This window comes from Pseudomonas sp. VMV1 (genome assembly GCF_056790235.1).
On sequence record NZ_JBXGSE010000007.1, the window covers coordinates 155,834 to 171,500 of the forward strand.

Annotated in this window: 13 protein-coding genes and 1 pseudogene; 6 read left to right on the plus strand and 8 right to left on the minus strand. The window is 65.9% G+C overall.

Annotation, left to right across the window (positions count from 1 at the left end; translation table 11 throughout):
• Positions 1–213: 213 nt before the first annotated feature.
• The gene (locus ACUCV0_RS19810; protein ID WP_482213463.1) at positions 214–3,135 is read right to left on the minus strand and encodes a PAS domain S-box protein; all 2,922 of its coding nucleotides are present in this window, start codon (positions 3,133–3,135) and stop codon (positions 214–216) included.
• Positions 3,136–3,379: 244 nt separating this feature from the next.
• On the opposite strand from ACUCV0_RS19810, the gene ACUCV0_RS19815 reads away from it, so the two are divergent.
• Positions 3,380–3,763: a response regulator gene (locus ACUCV0_RS19815; RefSeq protein ID WP_059316203.1), complete on the plus strand. Its 384-nt coding sequence runs from the start codon at positions 3,380–3,382 to the stop codon at positions 3,761–3,763.
• Here the strand turns inward: ACUCV0_RS19815 and ACUCV0_RS19820 are convergent.
• From ACUCV0_RS19820 to ACUCV0_RS19835, 4 genes and pseudogenes are all read right to left on the minus strand, one after another.
• Complete coding sequence (locus ACUCV0_RS19820) at positions 3,760–4,152, minus strand: response regulator (RefSeq protein WP_454253718.1); 393 nt, start codon at positions 4,150–4,152, stop codon at positions 3,760–3,762. The genes ACUCV0_RS19815 and ACUCV0_RS19820 overlap by 4 nt on opposite strands.
• An 85-nt stretch (positions 4,153–4,237) precedes the next feature.
• A complete protein-coding gene (locus ACUCV0_RS19825) occupies positions 4,238–5,245 on the minus strand; it encodes a zinc-dependent alcohol dehydrogenase family protein (protein WP_059316201.1) in 1,008 nt (335 codons plus the stop codon).
• Between the two features lie 110 nt (positions 5,246–5,355).
• A pseudogene (locus ACUCV0_RS19830) lies at positions 5,356–5,739 on the minus strand (DUF4398 domain-containing protein); the annotation flags it as partial.
• 31 nt (positions 5,740–5,770) lie between these two features.
• A complete protein-coding gene (locus ACUCV0_RS19835; protein WP_271653036.1) occupies positions 5,771–6,202 on the minus strand; it encodes a DUF4398 domain-containing protein in 432 nt (143 codons plus the stop codon).
• A gap of 157 nt (positions 6,203–6,359) precedes the next feature.
• On the opposite strand from ACUCV0_RS19835, the gene ACUCV0_RS19840 reads away from it, so the two are divergent.
• Complete coding sequence (locus tag ACUCV0_RS19840) at positions 6,360–7,985, plus strand: methyl-accepting chemotaxis protein (RefSeq protein ID WP_059316198.1); 1,626 nt, start codon at positions 6,360–6,362, stop codon at positions 7,983–7,985.
• A gap of 3 nt (positions 7,986–7,988) precedes the next feature.
• Here the strand turns inward: ACUCV0_RS19840 and ACUCV0_RS19845 are convergent, their stop codons facing one another.
• Positions 7,989–9,155, minus strand: a complete 1,167-nt coding sequence (locus tag ACUCV0_RS19845; protein WP_059316197.1) for an HPP family protein — start codon at positions 9,153–9,155, stop codon at positions 7,989–7,991.
• Positions 9,156–9,388: 233 nt separating this feature from the next.
• Between ACUCV0_RS19845 and nhaA the strand changes: the two genes are divergently transcribed.
• Positions 9,389–10,558: a Na+/H+ antiporter NhaA gene (gene nhaA, locus ACUCV0_RS19850; RefSeq protein WP_482213464.1), complete on the plus strand. Its 1,170-nt coding sequence runs from the start codon at positions 9,389–9,391 to the stop codon at positions 10,556–10,558.
• Positions 10,559–10,570: 12 nt separating this feature from the next.
• Positions 10,571–10,948 carry a fluoride efflux transporter CrcB gene (crcB, locus tag ACUCV0_RS19855; protein ID WP_059316196.1) on the plus strand — a complete coding sequence of 126 codons (378 nt, stop codon included), beginning with the start codon at positions 10,571–10,573 and terminating at the stop codon, positions 10,946–10,948.
• Positions 10,949–10,966: 18 nt separating this feature from the next.
• Here the strand turns inward: crcB and ACUCV0_RS19860 are convergent, their stop codons facing one another.
• Entirely contained in the window at positions 10,967–12,019 is a 1,053-nt protein-coding gene (locus tag ACUCV0_RS19860; protein WP_482213465.1) for an acyltransferase family protein, read from the minus strand.
• A gap of 352 nt (positions 12,020–12,371) precedes the next feature.
• The gene (locus ACUCV0_RS19865) at positions 12,372–12,881 is read right to left on the minus strand and encodes a hypothetical protein (RefSeq protein WP_271653032.1); all 510 of its coding nucleotides are present in this window, start codon (positions 12,879–12,881) and stop codon (positions 12,372–12,374) included.
• 232 nt (positions 12,882–13,113) lie between these two features.
• On the opposite strand from ACUCV0_RS19865, the gene ACUCV0_RS19870 reads away from it, so the two are divergent.
• Both ACUCV0_RS19870 and ACUCV0_RS19875 read left to right on the plus strand, forming a co-directional pair.
• A complete protein-coding gene (locus tag ACUCV0_RS19870) occupies positions 13,114–14,550 on the plus strand; it encodes a dihydrolipoyl dehydrogenase (RefSeq protein WP_482213466.1) in 1,437 nt (478 codons plus the stop codon).
• Between the two features lie 16 nt (positions 14,551–14,566).
• Positions 14,567–15,187, plus strand: coding sequence for a glutathione S-transferase family protein (locus ACUCV0_RS19875; RefSeq protein ID WP_482213467.1), 621 nt, complete (start codon positions 14,567–14,569; stop codon positions 15,185–15,187).
• The last annotated feature ends 480 nt before the right edge of the window (positions 15,188–15,667 follow it).

The window sequence follows — 15,667 nt, forward strand, 5'->3', positions numbered from 1 at the left end:
GCGCGATTGAGCCTGGTGCAAATTGTGGCTTGATGGCGTGAGCCGGAGTGAGCGGTTCCATCGCCCCGTAGGAGCGGCCCATGGCCGCGATCCGAGCAAGGCCATGACATAGCGTGGAAAGCCGCGCAGCGTTTTCTACTGTTTAAACCCGGCACACCCGCGTGGATAAGGCTGCGCCGTTATCCACCCTACGGCTCCTGCCACCCCACGGCTTCACGTGCCCTCGATCAGCTCGCGGATGCGCAAGGCGAGGGCGTCCATGGCGAAGGGCTTGGTCATCACGTGCATGCCTGGTTCCAGGTGGCCGTTGCCGACCACGGCGTTCTCGGCGTAGCCGGTGATGAACAGTACCTTCAACCCCGGGCGGCGCTGCCGCGCGGCGTCGGCCATCTGCCTGCCATTCATGCCGCCAGGCAGGCCGACGTCGCTGACCAGCAGGTCGATGCGCACGTCGGACTCCAGCAGTCGCAGCCCGGAGCTGGCATCCGCCGCCTCCAGGGCCGCGTAGCCCAGCTCTTCCAGTACCTCGACGACCAACATCCGCACCGTGGGCTCGTCATCCACCACCAGCACCGTCTCGCCATGACCGACTCGGGGCAGGGCCGGCTGGGCGATGGCGGAGTCGGCGCTGGCTGCGGCTTCGCGATGCCGTGGCAGGAACAGGGTGACGCTGGTGCCCTGGTCGACCTGGGAATGGATGCGCGCCTGGCCACCGGACTGGCGGACGAAACCATAGATCATCGACAGGCCCAGGCCAGTGCCCACGCCGATCGGCTTGGTGGTGAAGAAGGGATCGAAGGCCTTGGCGATCACCTCGGGTGGCATGCCGCAGCCGTTGTCGGTCACGCTCAGGGCGATGTATTCACCCGGCTCCAGATCACGCACCCGGGCCATGCGGGAATCCAGTACCCGGTTGGCGGTTTCGATGAAGATGCGCCCGCCTTCGGGCATGGCGTCGCGGGCGTTGATGCAGAGGTTGAGCAGGGCGTTTTCCAGCTGAGGCGGATCGACCAGGGTTGACCAGAGATCGCTGCTGGCCACCACCTCGATCTGGATCGCCGGACCCACCGTGCGGCGGATCAGGTCTTCCATGCCGGCCACCAGGCGATTGACGTCGGTGGGCTTGGGATCCAGCGTCTGCCGGCGGGAAAAGGCCAGCAGGCGGTGGGTCAGGGCGGCGGCGCGGATGGCGGCGCCCTGGGCCGCCGTGGTGTAGCGCTCGAGATTGTTCAGCCGACCCTGGCCGATGCGCAGCGTGAGCAGATCCAGGCTGCCGACGATGCCGGCGAGCAGGTTGTTGAAATCGTGGGCCAGGCCACCGGTGAGTTGGCCGACCGCTTCCATCTTCTGCGACTGCCGCAGCTGCTCTTCCAGCACGGCCTGGGTCTCCATGGCCTCCTTTTCCCGGGTTATGTCGCGACCGGCCCCGGTAAGGTGCTCCTGATCGAGGTCCAGCGACAGGGTCCAAGCCAGCCAGCGCCAGCTGCCATTCGCCGCCTGGACCCGATTCTCCACCCGGGTCGGCAGCCCGCTGCGGCGCAGTTCATCCAGCGCTGCCAGGACCCCGGGAAGATCGTCAGGATGGATGAGCTCGGGATAGGGACGGCTCAGCAGATCGGCTTCGGAATAGCCCAGCCCGCGTGACCAGGACGGACTCACCCGGAGCAGTTGCCCGGTGAAGTCGGCGGTGAGCAGCAGGTCCTCGCTGAGCGCCCAGAGGCGGTCACGCTCGGCGGTACGTGCCTGGACTTCCTGGCTGAGGCTGAAATTCTGCGCCTGGATCAGCGCCTGGGCGTCGCGCTGGACAGTGACGTCCTGGGCGAAGACATAGAAGCCATCCACCGCGCCCCGGGCGTCGCGCCGTGGGCGATAGTGGATGTCGGCGATGCGCCGGCGGCCGTCTGGCCAGGCCCAGGGCAGGTCGAGCCGTGCCGGGGTACCGTCCAGCGCGGCCTGGATGGCCGGGCGGCGGGCGGCGAACAGCTCTGGCGCGAAGACCTCCGCCATGCTGCGGCCGAGGATGCTGTCCGGGGCGTTCTTGAACCACTTGGGCGCCTCGGCGTTGGCGAAGCGATACACCAGCGCACGGTCGACGAAGGCGATCAGGCAGGGCAGGGTGTCGGCCACCAGGCGCAGGTTGAGCTCACTGTCGTGCAGGGCATGTTCGGCGGTCAGCCGTGCCGTTGCCGAGCGAGTGCGATTGGCCACCTCGCCGATGAAGCGCAATTCGGCCGCCGTCCAGCGCCGTGGATGGCGGGAGCTTACATAGAGCAGGGCGACGAAGTGCCCGTGTTCGAACAGCGGGGTGTTGACGAAGGCACGGGTGTCCAGCTGCTCCAGGGCCGCGAGATTGGCCCGGGTGCGCGGATCTTCGCGGACCTCTTCGATCACCACGGTTTCGCCGCGTTTGAAATCCTCGATGCAGCTGCCGTAGTCGCGGAAATTCAGGGTGCCGATCAGGCTGCGGGTGCCCGGCGCCGTCCAGTCGCGTTCCACCCGGATGGTTTCAGCGTCGTCATCCACCAGCCCATAGCCCACCAGATGGGCATCCAGGGTAGTGCCCAGGGTGGCACAGGCGAGTTCGGTGACGGCGTCGGTGTCGTTCAGGTGGCTGAAACCTTCAGCCAGTTCGGCGAGCGCCCGGCGATAGCCTTCTTCGTCGTGCTTGGCCTGGCCCGCCAGGTGCTGGGCGGTGCGGTCCCGCAGGATCTTGACGTAGCCGGTATGACGCCCGGCGTCATCGTGCAGCGGATGCATTTCGCCGCTGGCCCAGAAGCGGCTGCCGTCGCGCCGCAGATGCCAGCGTTCGTCTTCGGCGCGGCCATCTCGCAGGGCCAGTTGCATTTCCAGCGTCGCCCGGCCGATCTGGTTGTCTTCCGGGGTGAAGAAGCGCTCGGCTGGGGCGCCGCGGATCTCCTCCGCCGTCCAGCCCAGCAGGCGTTCGGCACCGCTGTTCCAGTCGCTGATTATTCCGGCCGAGTCGAGCACGACCATGGCGAAGTCGATGGCGCCGTCGAAGATCGCCAGGCGCCGCTGGGCGTCCTGGGCGGGCAACGCGGTGCACTGGTCGAGCGCGGCACGGAGGCGGCGGACTTCAGCCTGGAGTTCAGCGTAGGACAGATCGGATTCAGCCATGAGGTCGTTCGAACGCGTTAGCAGCAGAGGGAGGACGCCAACAGCGTCCAGCGAGAGCCTTAGAGTTAAAGAGTCCGAGGACGGCCAGGGATTCACTGACTCTTTTTTCGAGCGACTGGGAATTAAGTCGTCGCGCGGGCATCAGACAAGTGCTAGCGGAAAGCGACCAGCCGCCTATCCGAGTGTTGTGATCCAATTCGAGTAAATTCGGTCTAATTAGTCGTACTAATGAAGTAGCGTTGCCATGACCGATGTAGTTTCTTCCGCAGCCGTTACCACTGTGCTGGTCGTCGAAGACGATCCCGTACTGCGATCGCTGGCGACGGAGGTGTTCGAAATGGAAGGTTATGCCGTCCAGTCGTTCGACACCGCCGATGCCGCCTGGTGCTGGTTCGAAGCCGACCCGCTGCCACCTGATCTGCTGTTCACCGACGTGCGCATGCCCGGTCAGCTGGACGGGCTCGCCCTGGCCAAACAGGTCCGCCAACGGTTTCCGCAGTTGCCCATCCTGGTGTCCTCCGGGTATACCGGCCAGCAATATGCCGAACGTGAAGACCGGGCGCTGTTCCTGCCCAAGCCCTGGACCATCGACCAGTTGCTGAAGGCCTGCGGCCAGTTGGGCGTCTAACCGACCGCCTGACGCGCTCGTGCGAGGCGTACCGCCGAATCCACTTCATCCAGCGTCCAGGGCTTCTGCAGGAAGATCACCTGGGGTGGCAACGCCGTGGTGATTTCGTAGCCATAGCCGGACGTGATCACCATCGGCAATTCGGGCCAGCGCTGCAACAGCATCTGCGCCAGTTCGCCGCCGCGCAATTGACCGGGCATCAGGTGATCGGTGATCACCAGGGCAGGAGCGTCCTGCTGCTGCAGTAGATGCACCAGGGCATCGTCGGCATTGTCGAAGCGCGTGCAGGCCCACTGCAGTCGTTCTTCGAGATGGCTGCCCAGCAGTTCGGCGAGCATCCCGTTGTCTTCGATGACGACGACGTAGGGCGGGGAGGAGGGCAGGGTCATCGGGACTTCCGGAACACGCGATGCGGCGGTTCCGGAAGTCTAGCAGAGCTGTTTCACCTTACGCCCTGCATTCGTCTGACGATTTTTAGAACTCCAGAACGATCTTGCCGAAATGGCTGCCATCCTTCTGGAAGGCGAAGGCCTGGGCGATCTCCTCCAGCGGGTAGCTGCGATCGATGACCGGCTTGATTGCGGTGCTTTCCAGCGCGCGGATCATGTCCTGCTGGTGACGGCGGCTGCCGACGATCAGGCCTTGCAGTCGCTGGTGACGGCGCATCAGGTTGGCGGTGGGCACCTGCCCCTCGACGCCGGTCAACACGCCGATCAGCGCCAGGTGACCATGGATGCGCGCGGCCTGGATGGATTGCGCCAGGGTTGCAGGACCGCCGACTTCCACCACGATGTCGACGCCGCGTCCGCCGGTGATGGCCTGGACCTTGGCGCCCCACTCGGGTTCGCTGCGATAGTTGATCAGGTGATCGGCACCCAGGGCATAGGCGCGCTGCAGCTTTTCGTCCGAGGAGGAGGTCGCGATCACCGTGGCGCCCATGGCCTTGGCGATCTGCAGGGCGAAGATGGAGACGCCGCCGGTACCCATCACCAGCACGCTGTCACCGGCCTTGAGATTGCCGTCCACCACCAGGGCGCGCCAGGCAGTGAGACCGGCAGTGGTCAAGGTCGCCGCCTCGGCATGGCTGTAGCCCTTGGGCGCTCGGGTGAAGGCGGTGGCCGGTCGCACCACTACCTCGCAGGCGAAGCCGTCGACGCCATCGCCGGGGGTGGTGGAAAAGTCGTCGATGGGCGGCTCGCCGTCCAGCCAGTGCGGAAAGAAGGTCGAGACCACGTGATCGCCCACGGCGAACTCACTGACGTCGGCGCCCACCGCCTCGACGACACCGGCGCCATCGGACATGGGAATGCGACCGTCGGCAGCGGGCATCTTGCCCAGCACCACGCCCAGGTCATGGAAATTCAGCGAGCTGGCCTTGATCCGCACACGGATCTCGCCGGCTCCGGGCTGACCGGGATCGGGCAGTTCACAGCGTTCCAGCTGGTCCAGACCGCCGGGTTTGCGTAGGCGTATGGCGTGCATCAGGTGAGATCCTCCAGAGCGATGGCGAGCAGAGGGCTCGCGGGTCTGTAGAGGACCACGGTAGGGGGTGCAGGATTCCCGTAAGGGTCCTGCACCCGTCGGCCTTACTTGATGGCCTTCTGCAGTTGCTGCAGCTGCTCGGTGCGGGTGTTCAGGCGGGTTTCGCCGCGCTGGGCGTCGACCTTCTTCAGCTCGGCCTCGGCCATGCGCAGCTTGATGGTCTGCATGGCGGTCTGGATGCGTTGCTGGGTCAGGTAGGCCAGCTGGTCGACGGTACGTTCGTTCTCACCGTCCTTGTAGGCCTTGTCGGTCTTGGCCAGCCAGGTGCCGGCGTCCTTGGTTTCCAGAGCCGCCAGCTGGGTGGCCTGCGGCTGGGATTCCAGGGCGGCATAGTCGTTGCGCGCCTTTTCCAGGTTGGGGTTGGGCGGGGTGGCGCAGGCGGCCAGGGTAAGGGTCAGCGCCGACAGTACCGGAAGCAGAAAACGTTTACGCATGGGTTTCGTCCTTCAAGAGAGCGGGGCAGCCTTACTGCTGCACCTTTTTCTGGAGATTCTGTTGCAGCTGGAGGTTGATCTGACCTTCCTCACGAATCTGCTGGATGCTGTTTTGCGCATCCTGGAGTGCCGCACCGGCCTTGGCGGCCTGGGTCTTGCGGGTCGCCAGGCGGGCGTCCCACTCGGCTTGTTCGGCCAGGCGCTTGGCGTCGTCGTATTTCTCGTTGGACAGTGCCGCCTGGGCCTGGGTCCACTTGTCCTGGGCGGACTTGGTCTCGACCGGGGCGAACTGGTTGCCGCCGCTGCTCACGGCTTCGTCGACGGCGGACTGGGTCACGGCCATCTGCTCGGTCGGCGGATTGCCGGCGCAGCCTGCGAGCAGCAGACCGCCACCCAGGACCAGGCTGGCGAGCAGCGCACGGGGCGCGGAGAACGGGGAGGCGCGAGAGGGACCGGTTTTCATCCGTACATTCCTGGCAGGTCGCCCGGAATGGGCGACAGTGCCTGTGAGACGGCGAAAACGCGGCGAGGTTCGCTGCAACCGCTGCGCTAAAGAGCAGGGTGTCCTGGCCGATATACGTTGTCAGACAACAACAGGGCCAGCGGCCACGGAGATTTCCATGCTGTTACGCAACTGCAACATCGCGCCCCGCGCGGCCTTGGGCTTCGGCCTGATCGCCCTGATGGTTGCCTTTCTCGGCTTGTTTTCCCTGGCACAGATGGCCGGCATCCGCGAACGTCAGGTGCTGGTGGAGCGCGACTGGGTGCCGAGCATCCGTGCGGTGGATGCCATCCGCGAAAACATGCTGCGGGTGCGTACCATCTCCCTGCGCCTGGCGCTGGACCCGGATCCGCGCAATATCGACACCTATGTCGGCCAGTACGAGGCGCGCAACAAGGTGCTCATGGAGGGCATCAAGGCCTATGAGGCCTTCGTCGACACCCCCGAGGAGCACCAGCGCTGGGACCTGTTCAAGCGTGACTTCGCCACCTATCAGCAGGGCATGACCTCTTCCTTCGCCCTGGCGCGCCAGGGTGACACGGCCGCGCTCAACAAGCTGACCCTGGTGGACATGAAGCCGGTGGTCGACGGCACCGGCAAGCAGCTCGGCGAGCTGGGCGACTTCTATGCCGAAGGCATCGAGCGGGATGGAAAGGTCTCCGCGGACCGCTACGAGGCGTCGCGGCTGATCGTCATCGCGGTGATCGCCCTGGCCGCCCTGGCCACGGTGCTCATGGCTTGGCTCCTGACCCGCAGCATCGTCGGACCGTTGCGTGAAGCGCTACTGGCCGCCCGCCGGGTCGCCCAAGGTGACCTGACCCAGACCCTGGCGGTGCAGGGGCGCGACGAAGTGAGCGAGTTGCAGCGCGCCTTGCAGCAGATGCAGGGGCAGCTGCGCGAGACCCTCTCGCGCATCGCCGGCTCTTCCACCCAGCTGGCCACCGCCGCCGAAGAACTCAATGCGGTCACCGAAGCCGCCGGACAGGGCTTGCAGCGCCAGAACGACGAGATTGAACAGGCTGCCACCGCCGTCACCGAGATGAGCACCGCGGTGGACGAGGTGGCGCGCAACGCCGTCTCCACCTCCGAGGCCTCGCGTGCCTCCAGCCAGGCGGCGCAGCAGGGCCAGACCCGCGTCGCCGAGACCCTGGGCGCCATCGAGGCGTTGTCCGACGAGGTGGCGGCCACCGGGACGGTGGTCCAGCGCCTGGCCGAGCAGTCCCAGGACATCGGCAAGGTGCTCGACGTCATTCGCGCCATTGCCGAGCAGACAAACCTGCTGGCGCTCAATGCCGCCATCGAGGCGGCGCGGGCGGGCGAGGCCGGGCGTGGTTTCGCCGTGGTGGCCGACGAGGTGCGTGCCCTGGCCAGCCGCACCCAGCAGTCCACCCACGAGATCGAGCAGATGGTCTCGGGCATGCGCAGCGGTGCCAGTCAGGCCCTGGGCTCCATGCACAGCAGCAGTGAACGCGCCCAGGCCACGCGCGCCCTGGCAGAAACCGCCGGGGTGGCGCTGGAAGAGATCAATACCCGCATTGGCGAGATGTACGAGCGCAACCTGGTGATTGCCAGCGCGGCCGAGGAGCAGGCCCAGGTGGCCCGCGAGGTGGATCGCAACCTGGTCAACATTCGCGATCTTTCCACCCAGTCCGCCGACGGTGCCCACCAGACCAGTGCCGCCAGCCAGGAATTGTCACGGCTGGCGGTGGATCTGCAGGGCCTGGTGAACCGCTTCCAGGTCTGAGCCCTAGACGCGCACCGCCTGGTACAGCGCCCGGATCAGATCCGACTGGGTGATGATGCCCACCAGGCGGCGCGAGCCGTCGATGATGGGGATGTGGCGGTGGCCATTCTCGGAAAACACCGGCACCAGGTCGATCAGCAGGCGATCGGCGCTGGCCACCCGCACGGTGCGGGTCATGATGTGGCCGACGGTATGGTCGTCCTGGCGTGCCTTCGGCCGGACCAGGGTGCGCAGGCGCCAGCCGAGGCCTTCATGAACGTCCAGGTCGATCTGCCGCATGAAGTCGGCCACGGTGACGATACCCAGCAGGTAGCCCTGGCGATCGATCACGGGCAGCGCCTTGATGCGGCGGGCGCGCATCAGTGCCCAGGCTTCCTGCAGCGGCATCTCGGCGCGGGCCGTCACCGGCTCCTGGCTCATGACGTCGGCGCAGCGCAACTCGCCCATCTTGCGCTGGTAGGCCAGGGCTTCCACCTGTTCGAGCAGTTCGGCCAGGTCGTCGCGGCTGATGTCCAGCACCTGGTTGTAGCGCGCCAGCACGGCATCCAGGTCGGCCCGCTGCAGAAGGGTCTCGCCGCCTGGTTCGGCGGGGCGCGGCACATGGGGCCAGGGGCGGCGGGTCAGGTTGTTGTAGATCAAGCCGGCGGCGACCAGCAGCAGTGAATCCACCGCCACCGGACTCCAGGCATAGCTGAAATCCTGGGCGCCGATGAGCACCATCAGCAGTGCCGAGGCGCCGCCCGGGGGATGCAGGCAGCGCAGGGTGAACATGGCGGCGATGGCCAGGGCGACCGCTGCGGCGGCGGCCAGGTTGGCTTCGGGAATCCACAGCGCGCAGGCGATGCCGATCAGCGCCGACAGGGTGTTGCCGCCCACCACCGACCAGGGTTGCGCCAGGGGGCTGGAAGGCAGGGCGAACACCAGCACCGCACTGGCGCCCAGCGGGGCCACCAGCGCCAGCGCCAGGGCACCGTGCTGATGCACCGGCTGGCCCTCCAGCCACCAGGCCGCCAGCAGGGCGGCGAGCAGGATGCCGATCCCGGCACCCAGGCTGGCACGCAGCCGCTCGCGGGCGTCGATGGGCAAGGGGGCCGGCCAGAAGGCACGCAGGCCCTGGCCGAGGCGGGTAAGGGGGCTGGAGGAGGGGGGCGTGACGGGTTCCTGGGACATGCGAAAGGCAGCTGCTGGGCAGAACGGGGGAGTGATGGTCCTCCGTGCGCAAGTCACTGGCAAGACCGGAACAGATCGGGCGTGGCCCTGCGAGTGAGTGGGCGGGCTGGCATTTTCTGCTGCGACGGGCGGGGAGGCCGTAGTAACATCGAGGGCTGGGTGTCGCCGCAATAGCGCGGTAGGACAGGTTGAACAGAGCGCAGGTCGGGCCGCCGCGCGGAGTGCTGCTGCCCATGCCAACCCCGGTTTCCCCTGCCAAGGCCCTGGCCTATCTCAATCGCTTCGTCGCCGCCGAAGCGGCCAGTGGCGTGGTGCTGATGATCGCCGCGGCCATCGCCATCATCGTCGCCAACTCACCGCTGGCCGAAGGCTACTTCGCCAGCCTGCACTGGTACATCGGTGGTCTGTCGCTCGGTCACTGGATCAACGACGGCCTGATGGCCATCTTCTTTCTGCTGGTCGGCCTGGAGATCAAGCGCGAGATGGCGGTCGGCCAACTCTCCAGTTGGGGTGATCGCGCCCTGCCGGGCCTCGCGGCCCTGGGCGGCATGCTGGTGCCGGCGCTGCTCTATGTCCTGGTCAATCGCCACGATCCCCAGACCCTGTCGGGCTGGGCGATTCCCGCCGCTACCGACATCGCCTTCGCCCTCGGCGTGCTGTCGCTGCTGGGTTCGCGGGTCCCGGTATCGCTCAAGGTCTTCCTTTCGGCCCTGGCGATCCTCGACGACCTCGGCGCCGTGCTGATCATCGCCCTGTTCTATACCAGCGATCTCTCCACCAGCATGCTGCTGGCCGCGGCTGGGCTGGTGGCGGTGCTGTTCGTGCTCAACCGCCTCAAGGTCACCGCCTTGCTGCCCTATCTGCTGGTCGGGGCGCTGCTGTGGTTCTGCATGCTGCGCTCGGGTATCCATGCGACCCTGGCCGGAGTGATCCTGGCGCTGTTCATTCCCCTGGGTGATACCGAGGCCGACGACGCCTCGCCGCTGCTCAAGCTGGAGACCACGCTGCATCCCTGGGTGGCCTTCCTCATCGTGCCCGTGTTCGGTTTCGCCAATGCCGGGGTCTCCCTGGCCGGCATTTCTCCTGGCAATCTGCTGGACCCGGTCCCGCTGGGTGTCGCCTTGGGGCTGTTCCTCGGCAAGCAGGTCGGCATCTCGCTGATGGCGATGCTGGCCATCCGCAGTGGCCTGGCGCGCCTGCCGGAAGGCGCCAACTGGATGCAGCTCTATGGTGTGGCCCTGCTTTGCGGGATTGGCTTTACCATGAGCCTGTTCATCGGCGCCCTGGCCTTTCCCGGCGCGCCCTTCCTGGTCGACGAGGTCAAGATCGGTGTGCTGCTGGGCTCGCTGCTGTCAGCCCTGGCCGGCGTCGCCGTGCTGCTCCTGGCTGCCCGTCGTCGTTAAGAGGAGTTCGAGATGCCCTATGCGCTGTTCGCGGTGATGTTCGGCGGTGCCCTGGGGAGCGCCTGCCGCTGGTGGGTCGGTCTGCGGCTGAATGCGCTGTTCCCGCTGCTGCCGATGGGCACGCTGCTGGTGAACCTGGTTGGCGGCTTCGTCATAGGTCTGGCGCTGGGGCTGTTCGCCCGCTATCCGGAAGTGGATGTGCAGTGGAAGCTGCTCCTGGTGACCGGCTTTTGCGGCGGTTTCACCACCTTCTCGACCTTTTCCGCAGAGGTGGTGACGTTGCTGCAGAGCGGTCGCCTGGGCTGGGCGGCACTGACCATCACCATCCATGTGCTGGGGTCGTTGCTGCTGACCCTGGCCGGTTTCGCCCTGGCCGGCCGACTCGGCTGAGTCGACCGGCCGCCGGCATCAGGCCGGTGCCACGGGGGCGGTCGGAACCTTGCGCCGCGGCTTGAACTTGAGCGCGGGCGCCTCGATCAGGTGCCACGACAGTATCGCGATGCCCAGGGTGAGCACATAGCTCACCACCAGGAAGCCACCCAGCGAGAAGCTGTCGGGAAACCAGTGCATGAGCAGCTGCTGGACCGGGAAGTTGAACAGGTAGAGGCCGTAGGAATAGTCGCCGAAGCGGCCAAAGCCATGCAGCACCGGCACCTGCACCTGGGCCAGGTAGATGATCACGTAGGACAGCGACACCAGGTGGATCACCGGCGCGATCTTCCAGACGATGGCCGATAGCGACAGCAGGCACAGCGCCAGGGCCAGATCCAGCCGCCAGGGGATGCGCGGCCCCGCCAGCTGCAGCAAGGCGCCGGCGAAAAAGAACATGCCCAGGCTGAACACCTTGTGCAGCACGAAGCTGGCGACGCCCATCTGCGGCAGCAGCAGGAAGTTGCCAAGCACCAGCACCACCAGGGTGGCCATGACCACCGAGCGGGTCAGCAGCCCCAGCACCCCGATGATCAGCAGCGACAGGTACATGAACACCTCGTAGGGCAAGGTCCAGTAGCTGCCGTTCACCGTGTCGGGATAGGGATTGCCGGTAAAGACGCCGGGCAGTTCGAAGCGCGTCATCAGGAAGATGTTCTTGAAGAAGCCCAGGGTCTGACGGTCGCTGAAATATGCGCCGGTCTCGCGACTGGTGGCGAGCCAGCCCACCACCAGTACGGAGAAGAGTACCGAAACGATCAGGGCCGGAAAGATCCGCAGGGCGCGCTTGGCGAGAAAGTCCAGCGGATTGCGACTGCGCTGGAAGGAGGCCGTGATCAAAAAGCCGCTGATCACGAAGAACACATAGACGGCGATGTTGGCCGCGTCGGTGAAGCCGGTGAAGTTGAGGATGGGTTCGGCGCCGATGTGCCCCGAGAGCCAGAAGCCGTGGCCGATCACCACGGTGGAGGCCGCGGCGAATCTCAGGAAATCGAAGTTGTTGCGTCCATGGGGGACGTGAGCGGTGGTCATGTCTGCTCCTCGCAGCCGTGGCCCATGCCGCGGCCACCACCCTGGACGAACGCCAGGCAGGCGGTGACGCGGACGGCATTGGCAGGAACGCCCGTCAGCGAGACGGACGCAGGCAAAGGCCGCTGCCGGATCTACCGGCAACGAAGGGGCGGCAGCCAGCGCGATCCACAGGATCGTCCGGCCGGCCAGCGAGGGCAGGAGCTATGGGGGGCTGAGCGGGGCGAAAGCGGGCGTCATGCGCCAGGACTCCGGAAAAGCACTACCGCGGGGACGAGCAGGGACGGGTGACGCGCGCAGGCGAAAGGGGACTGGGGCCTCCCGGCCGCCCCTTTCCCTGCGCACGTCACGCGCATCAGGCGCTGGCCTGCAGCGGCTGGTCTTGCAGGTCTTCCTGCGGATGTTCCTGGGCGAAATAGAGCGCGGCGCTCTGGCGGGCGTGGTCGCCGAATTCCTGGGGATGACGCATGACGATACGCTCGAAGGCACCAGGCTCCAGGCCGTCTTCATAGAAGCCGTTATGGCACTGCAGGATGCCCGAGGCGCAGACGCTGCGCTCGACGGCGGCGATCAGGCCACCGGCGCGGAGGCTCTTGACGATGTTGTGCGGCAGGCGGTGACGGCGACGCAGATTGGCGGCGGTCTCGCTTAGGGTATCGAGGATCTCGGTCTCGGCAGGCGTCAGCTTGCGCACATCCAGCTTGGACTTCTGCACCAGATAGCGACGGGAGAGCAGGCGGGCCTGGTCATTGAGTGCCTTGAGCACCACGCCGCTGAGTTCACCACGGGTGAACAGGCCGGTTTCCAGAGCGATCAGGTAGGACCAATCGTTGATGAGCGGGATCTTGCTGATGTCACGTTCCATGTGAATGCCTGCGTCCATATAAGTTGGCTAATTGAGGATGAGACGCCTCAATGGTTCCAGTTCGCCAGTATAAGGTGACGAATGGCATGAAAATTGACGCTCCTGACAAGAATTGTCGGTTTTTTGTCGAAGTGGGTCACGAGTTGGAGATGCAACCTCAACGCTGCGCTTGGGGTCCCTAACTAGAGCCTGGCGTGAGTCGGGTTAACCCTTCGCAACGTCAGGTGATGTGATGAGTGACCCCGCACAGCGTTCGACTTCCCCGGATCTTTATTGCGACGTCGCCGTGATCGGTGCCGGGACCGCTGGCCTCGCCGCCGAACGCGCCGCCCGGCGCCAGGGTGCCCGCACCCTGCTGATCGACGACCACTGGGCCGGCACCACCTGTGCCTCGGTGGGTTGCATGCCGTCTAAGCTGCTGATCATCGCGGGGGAGGCCCATCATGCCGTCCAGCGCGCCGCGACCTTTGGCATCGAGGTGGGCGATGTCCACGTCGATGGCGCCGCCGTCATGGCGCGGGTGCGCCGCGAACGCGATCACTTCGTTGCGGCGACCAAGCAGGGTTTCGAGAAATTACCCGAGGGTGTGGCTCAGCGCGCCACCGCCCGCTTCATCGCGCCAGATCGACTTCAACTGAATAATGGTAAAACTATTCAGGCCAAAAGTATCATCATCGCCACGGGCTCCTATCCGCTGGTGCCCGCGCCCTTCGACGCCTTGGGCGACCGCGCCCTGACCAACGAAACGATCTTCGAGCTGCCCGACCTGCCCCGTTCGCTGGCGGTGATAGGCACCGGTCCTGTAGGCCTGGAACTGGCCCAGGCCATGGCCCGCCTGGGCGTGGCCGTCACCCTGTTCGGTCAGGATGATGGCCTGGGTGCGCTCCAGGACACCGAGGTCAAGGCCGAGCTGCGCAAGATCCTGGAGCAGGATCTGACCCTGTACCTGAATGTCGAGGTGGATGCCCGGCGTGAAGGCGAGGGCGTCCGGCTGTCCTGGTCCGGCGCCACGAGCGGCGAGGGCGATTTCGATTACGTGCTGGTGGCGGCCGGGCGACCGCCGCGCCTGAAGGGCCTGGGCCTGGAAACCACCGGCATCGAGCTGGACGACCATGGCACTCCGGTCTACGACCCCCAGACCCTGCAATGCGGCTCCTCGTCGATCTTCATCGCCGGCGATGCCGACCACGACCGCCCCATCCTCCATGAAGCGTCCGACGAGGGCGCCATCGCCGGGCACAACGCCGCCTGTTATCCCGAGGTTCGACCCACGCCACGCTCGCCGCTGTTTTCGCTGATCTTCACCGATCCGCCGGTGGCCGTGCTGGGCAGCCCGCCAGACGCGGGCAGTCTGATTGGCACCTCTTCCTATCAGGATCAGGGCCGTGCCCGGGCCGAGGCGCGCAACCAGGGCGTCGCTCGTTTCTATGCCGAGCCGGGTACCGGCAAGCTCACTGGCGCGGCCATGGTCGGGCCGGGCATGGACCATATCGGCCACCTGCTGGTACTGGCGCTGATCCATGGCGAGACCGCCAGTTCGCTGCTCGACATGCCCTTCTACCACCCCACCCTCGAAGAAGGTCTGAAGTCCGGTCTGCGCGAGATCTGCCAGGGGGCCCACAGCAGCCTGCGCGGCGACCGTGACCAGGGCTCGCCTTCTGGCGCCTGACATCCTAGGAGATCCCATGATCAAGCTGCATCACCTCGATTATTCCCGTTCGCACCGCGTGCTCTGGCTGCTCGAAGAACTGGGCCTGCCCTATGAGCTGGTCCGCTATCCGCGTACCGAGACTTTCCAGGCACCTGAGGCACTCAAGCGCGTTCACCCGCTGGGCAAGTCGCCGGTGCTGGAAGATGGCGAGCTGCAACTGTCCGAGTCCTCGGCGATCCTGCGTTATCTCAACCAGCGCTATGGCCAGGGGCGCTTCGCGCCGGAGCCAGGCACCGCCACCTGGGCCCATCACGAGGAATGGCTGGACTTCGTCGAAGCCTCGGCCTGGCCGCCGGTGCTGATCCTGATCTTTGGCAAGCGGGGCGACGTTGGTGTGCTCGAACCTCGCGGCAAGCCGGAGCTGGACAGGGTGCTTGGCTATTTGAGCGACCACCTGCGCGGCAAGACTTATATCGTCGACGACCGCCTGACCCTGGCCGACATCCAGCTTTCCTACCTGGGCGCCATGGTCGCCATGGCGGGGGTGCTGGACGACTATCCGGTGTTCAAGACCTATTTCGAGGGCCTGCGCCAGCTGCCGGGCTGCCAACGCGCCGAAGCCAAAGGCGGCAAGATGCTGCCGGACAAGCCGTAGTTCGGGTGCAGGGTTCTGTTGGGCTTCGACGATAGAGCCGTCTCAGCCCAACCTACGGAGTGCACGGTCGTAGGTTGGCGCTGAGCGCAGCGAAGCCCAACAAGGGCTCACCTGATGCCAGGAGTGGCAAAGGCTGCGCCGTTTTCCACGCTACGGCCCTCTCTTGCACCTGCCGTCCTAAGCGGGAAAGAGAGCCATACGGTGCGGCGGGGACATTCAGCGTGAAGAGCCGACCTCGTAGTGTGGATAACGGCGCAGCCTTATCCACGCGACCCAGCCCTCCAACGCTACCCAACAAAAAAACCCTAGACCTTTCGTGTCAGGCAGCGCGATCAGCCCGGTAGGTTGGGCTGAGCACAGCGAAGCCCAACAAAGGCTCACCTGATGCCAGGAGTGGAAAAGGCTGCGCCGTTTTCCACGCTACGGCCCTCTCTTGCATCTGCCGTACTACACGGAAAAAAAGCCATACGGTGCAGCGCG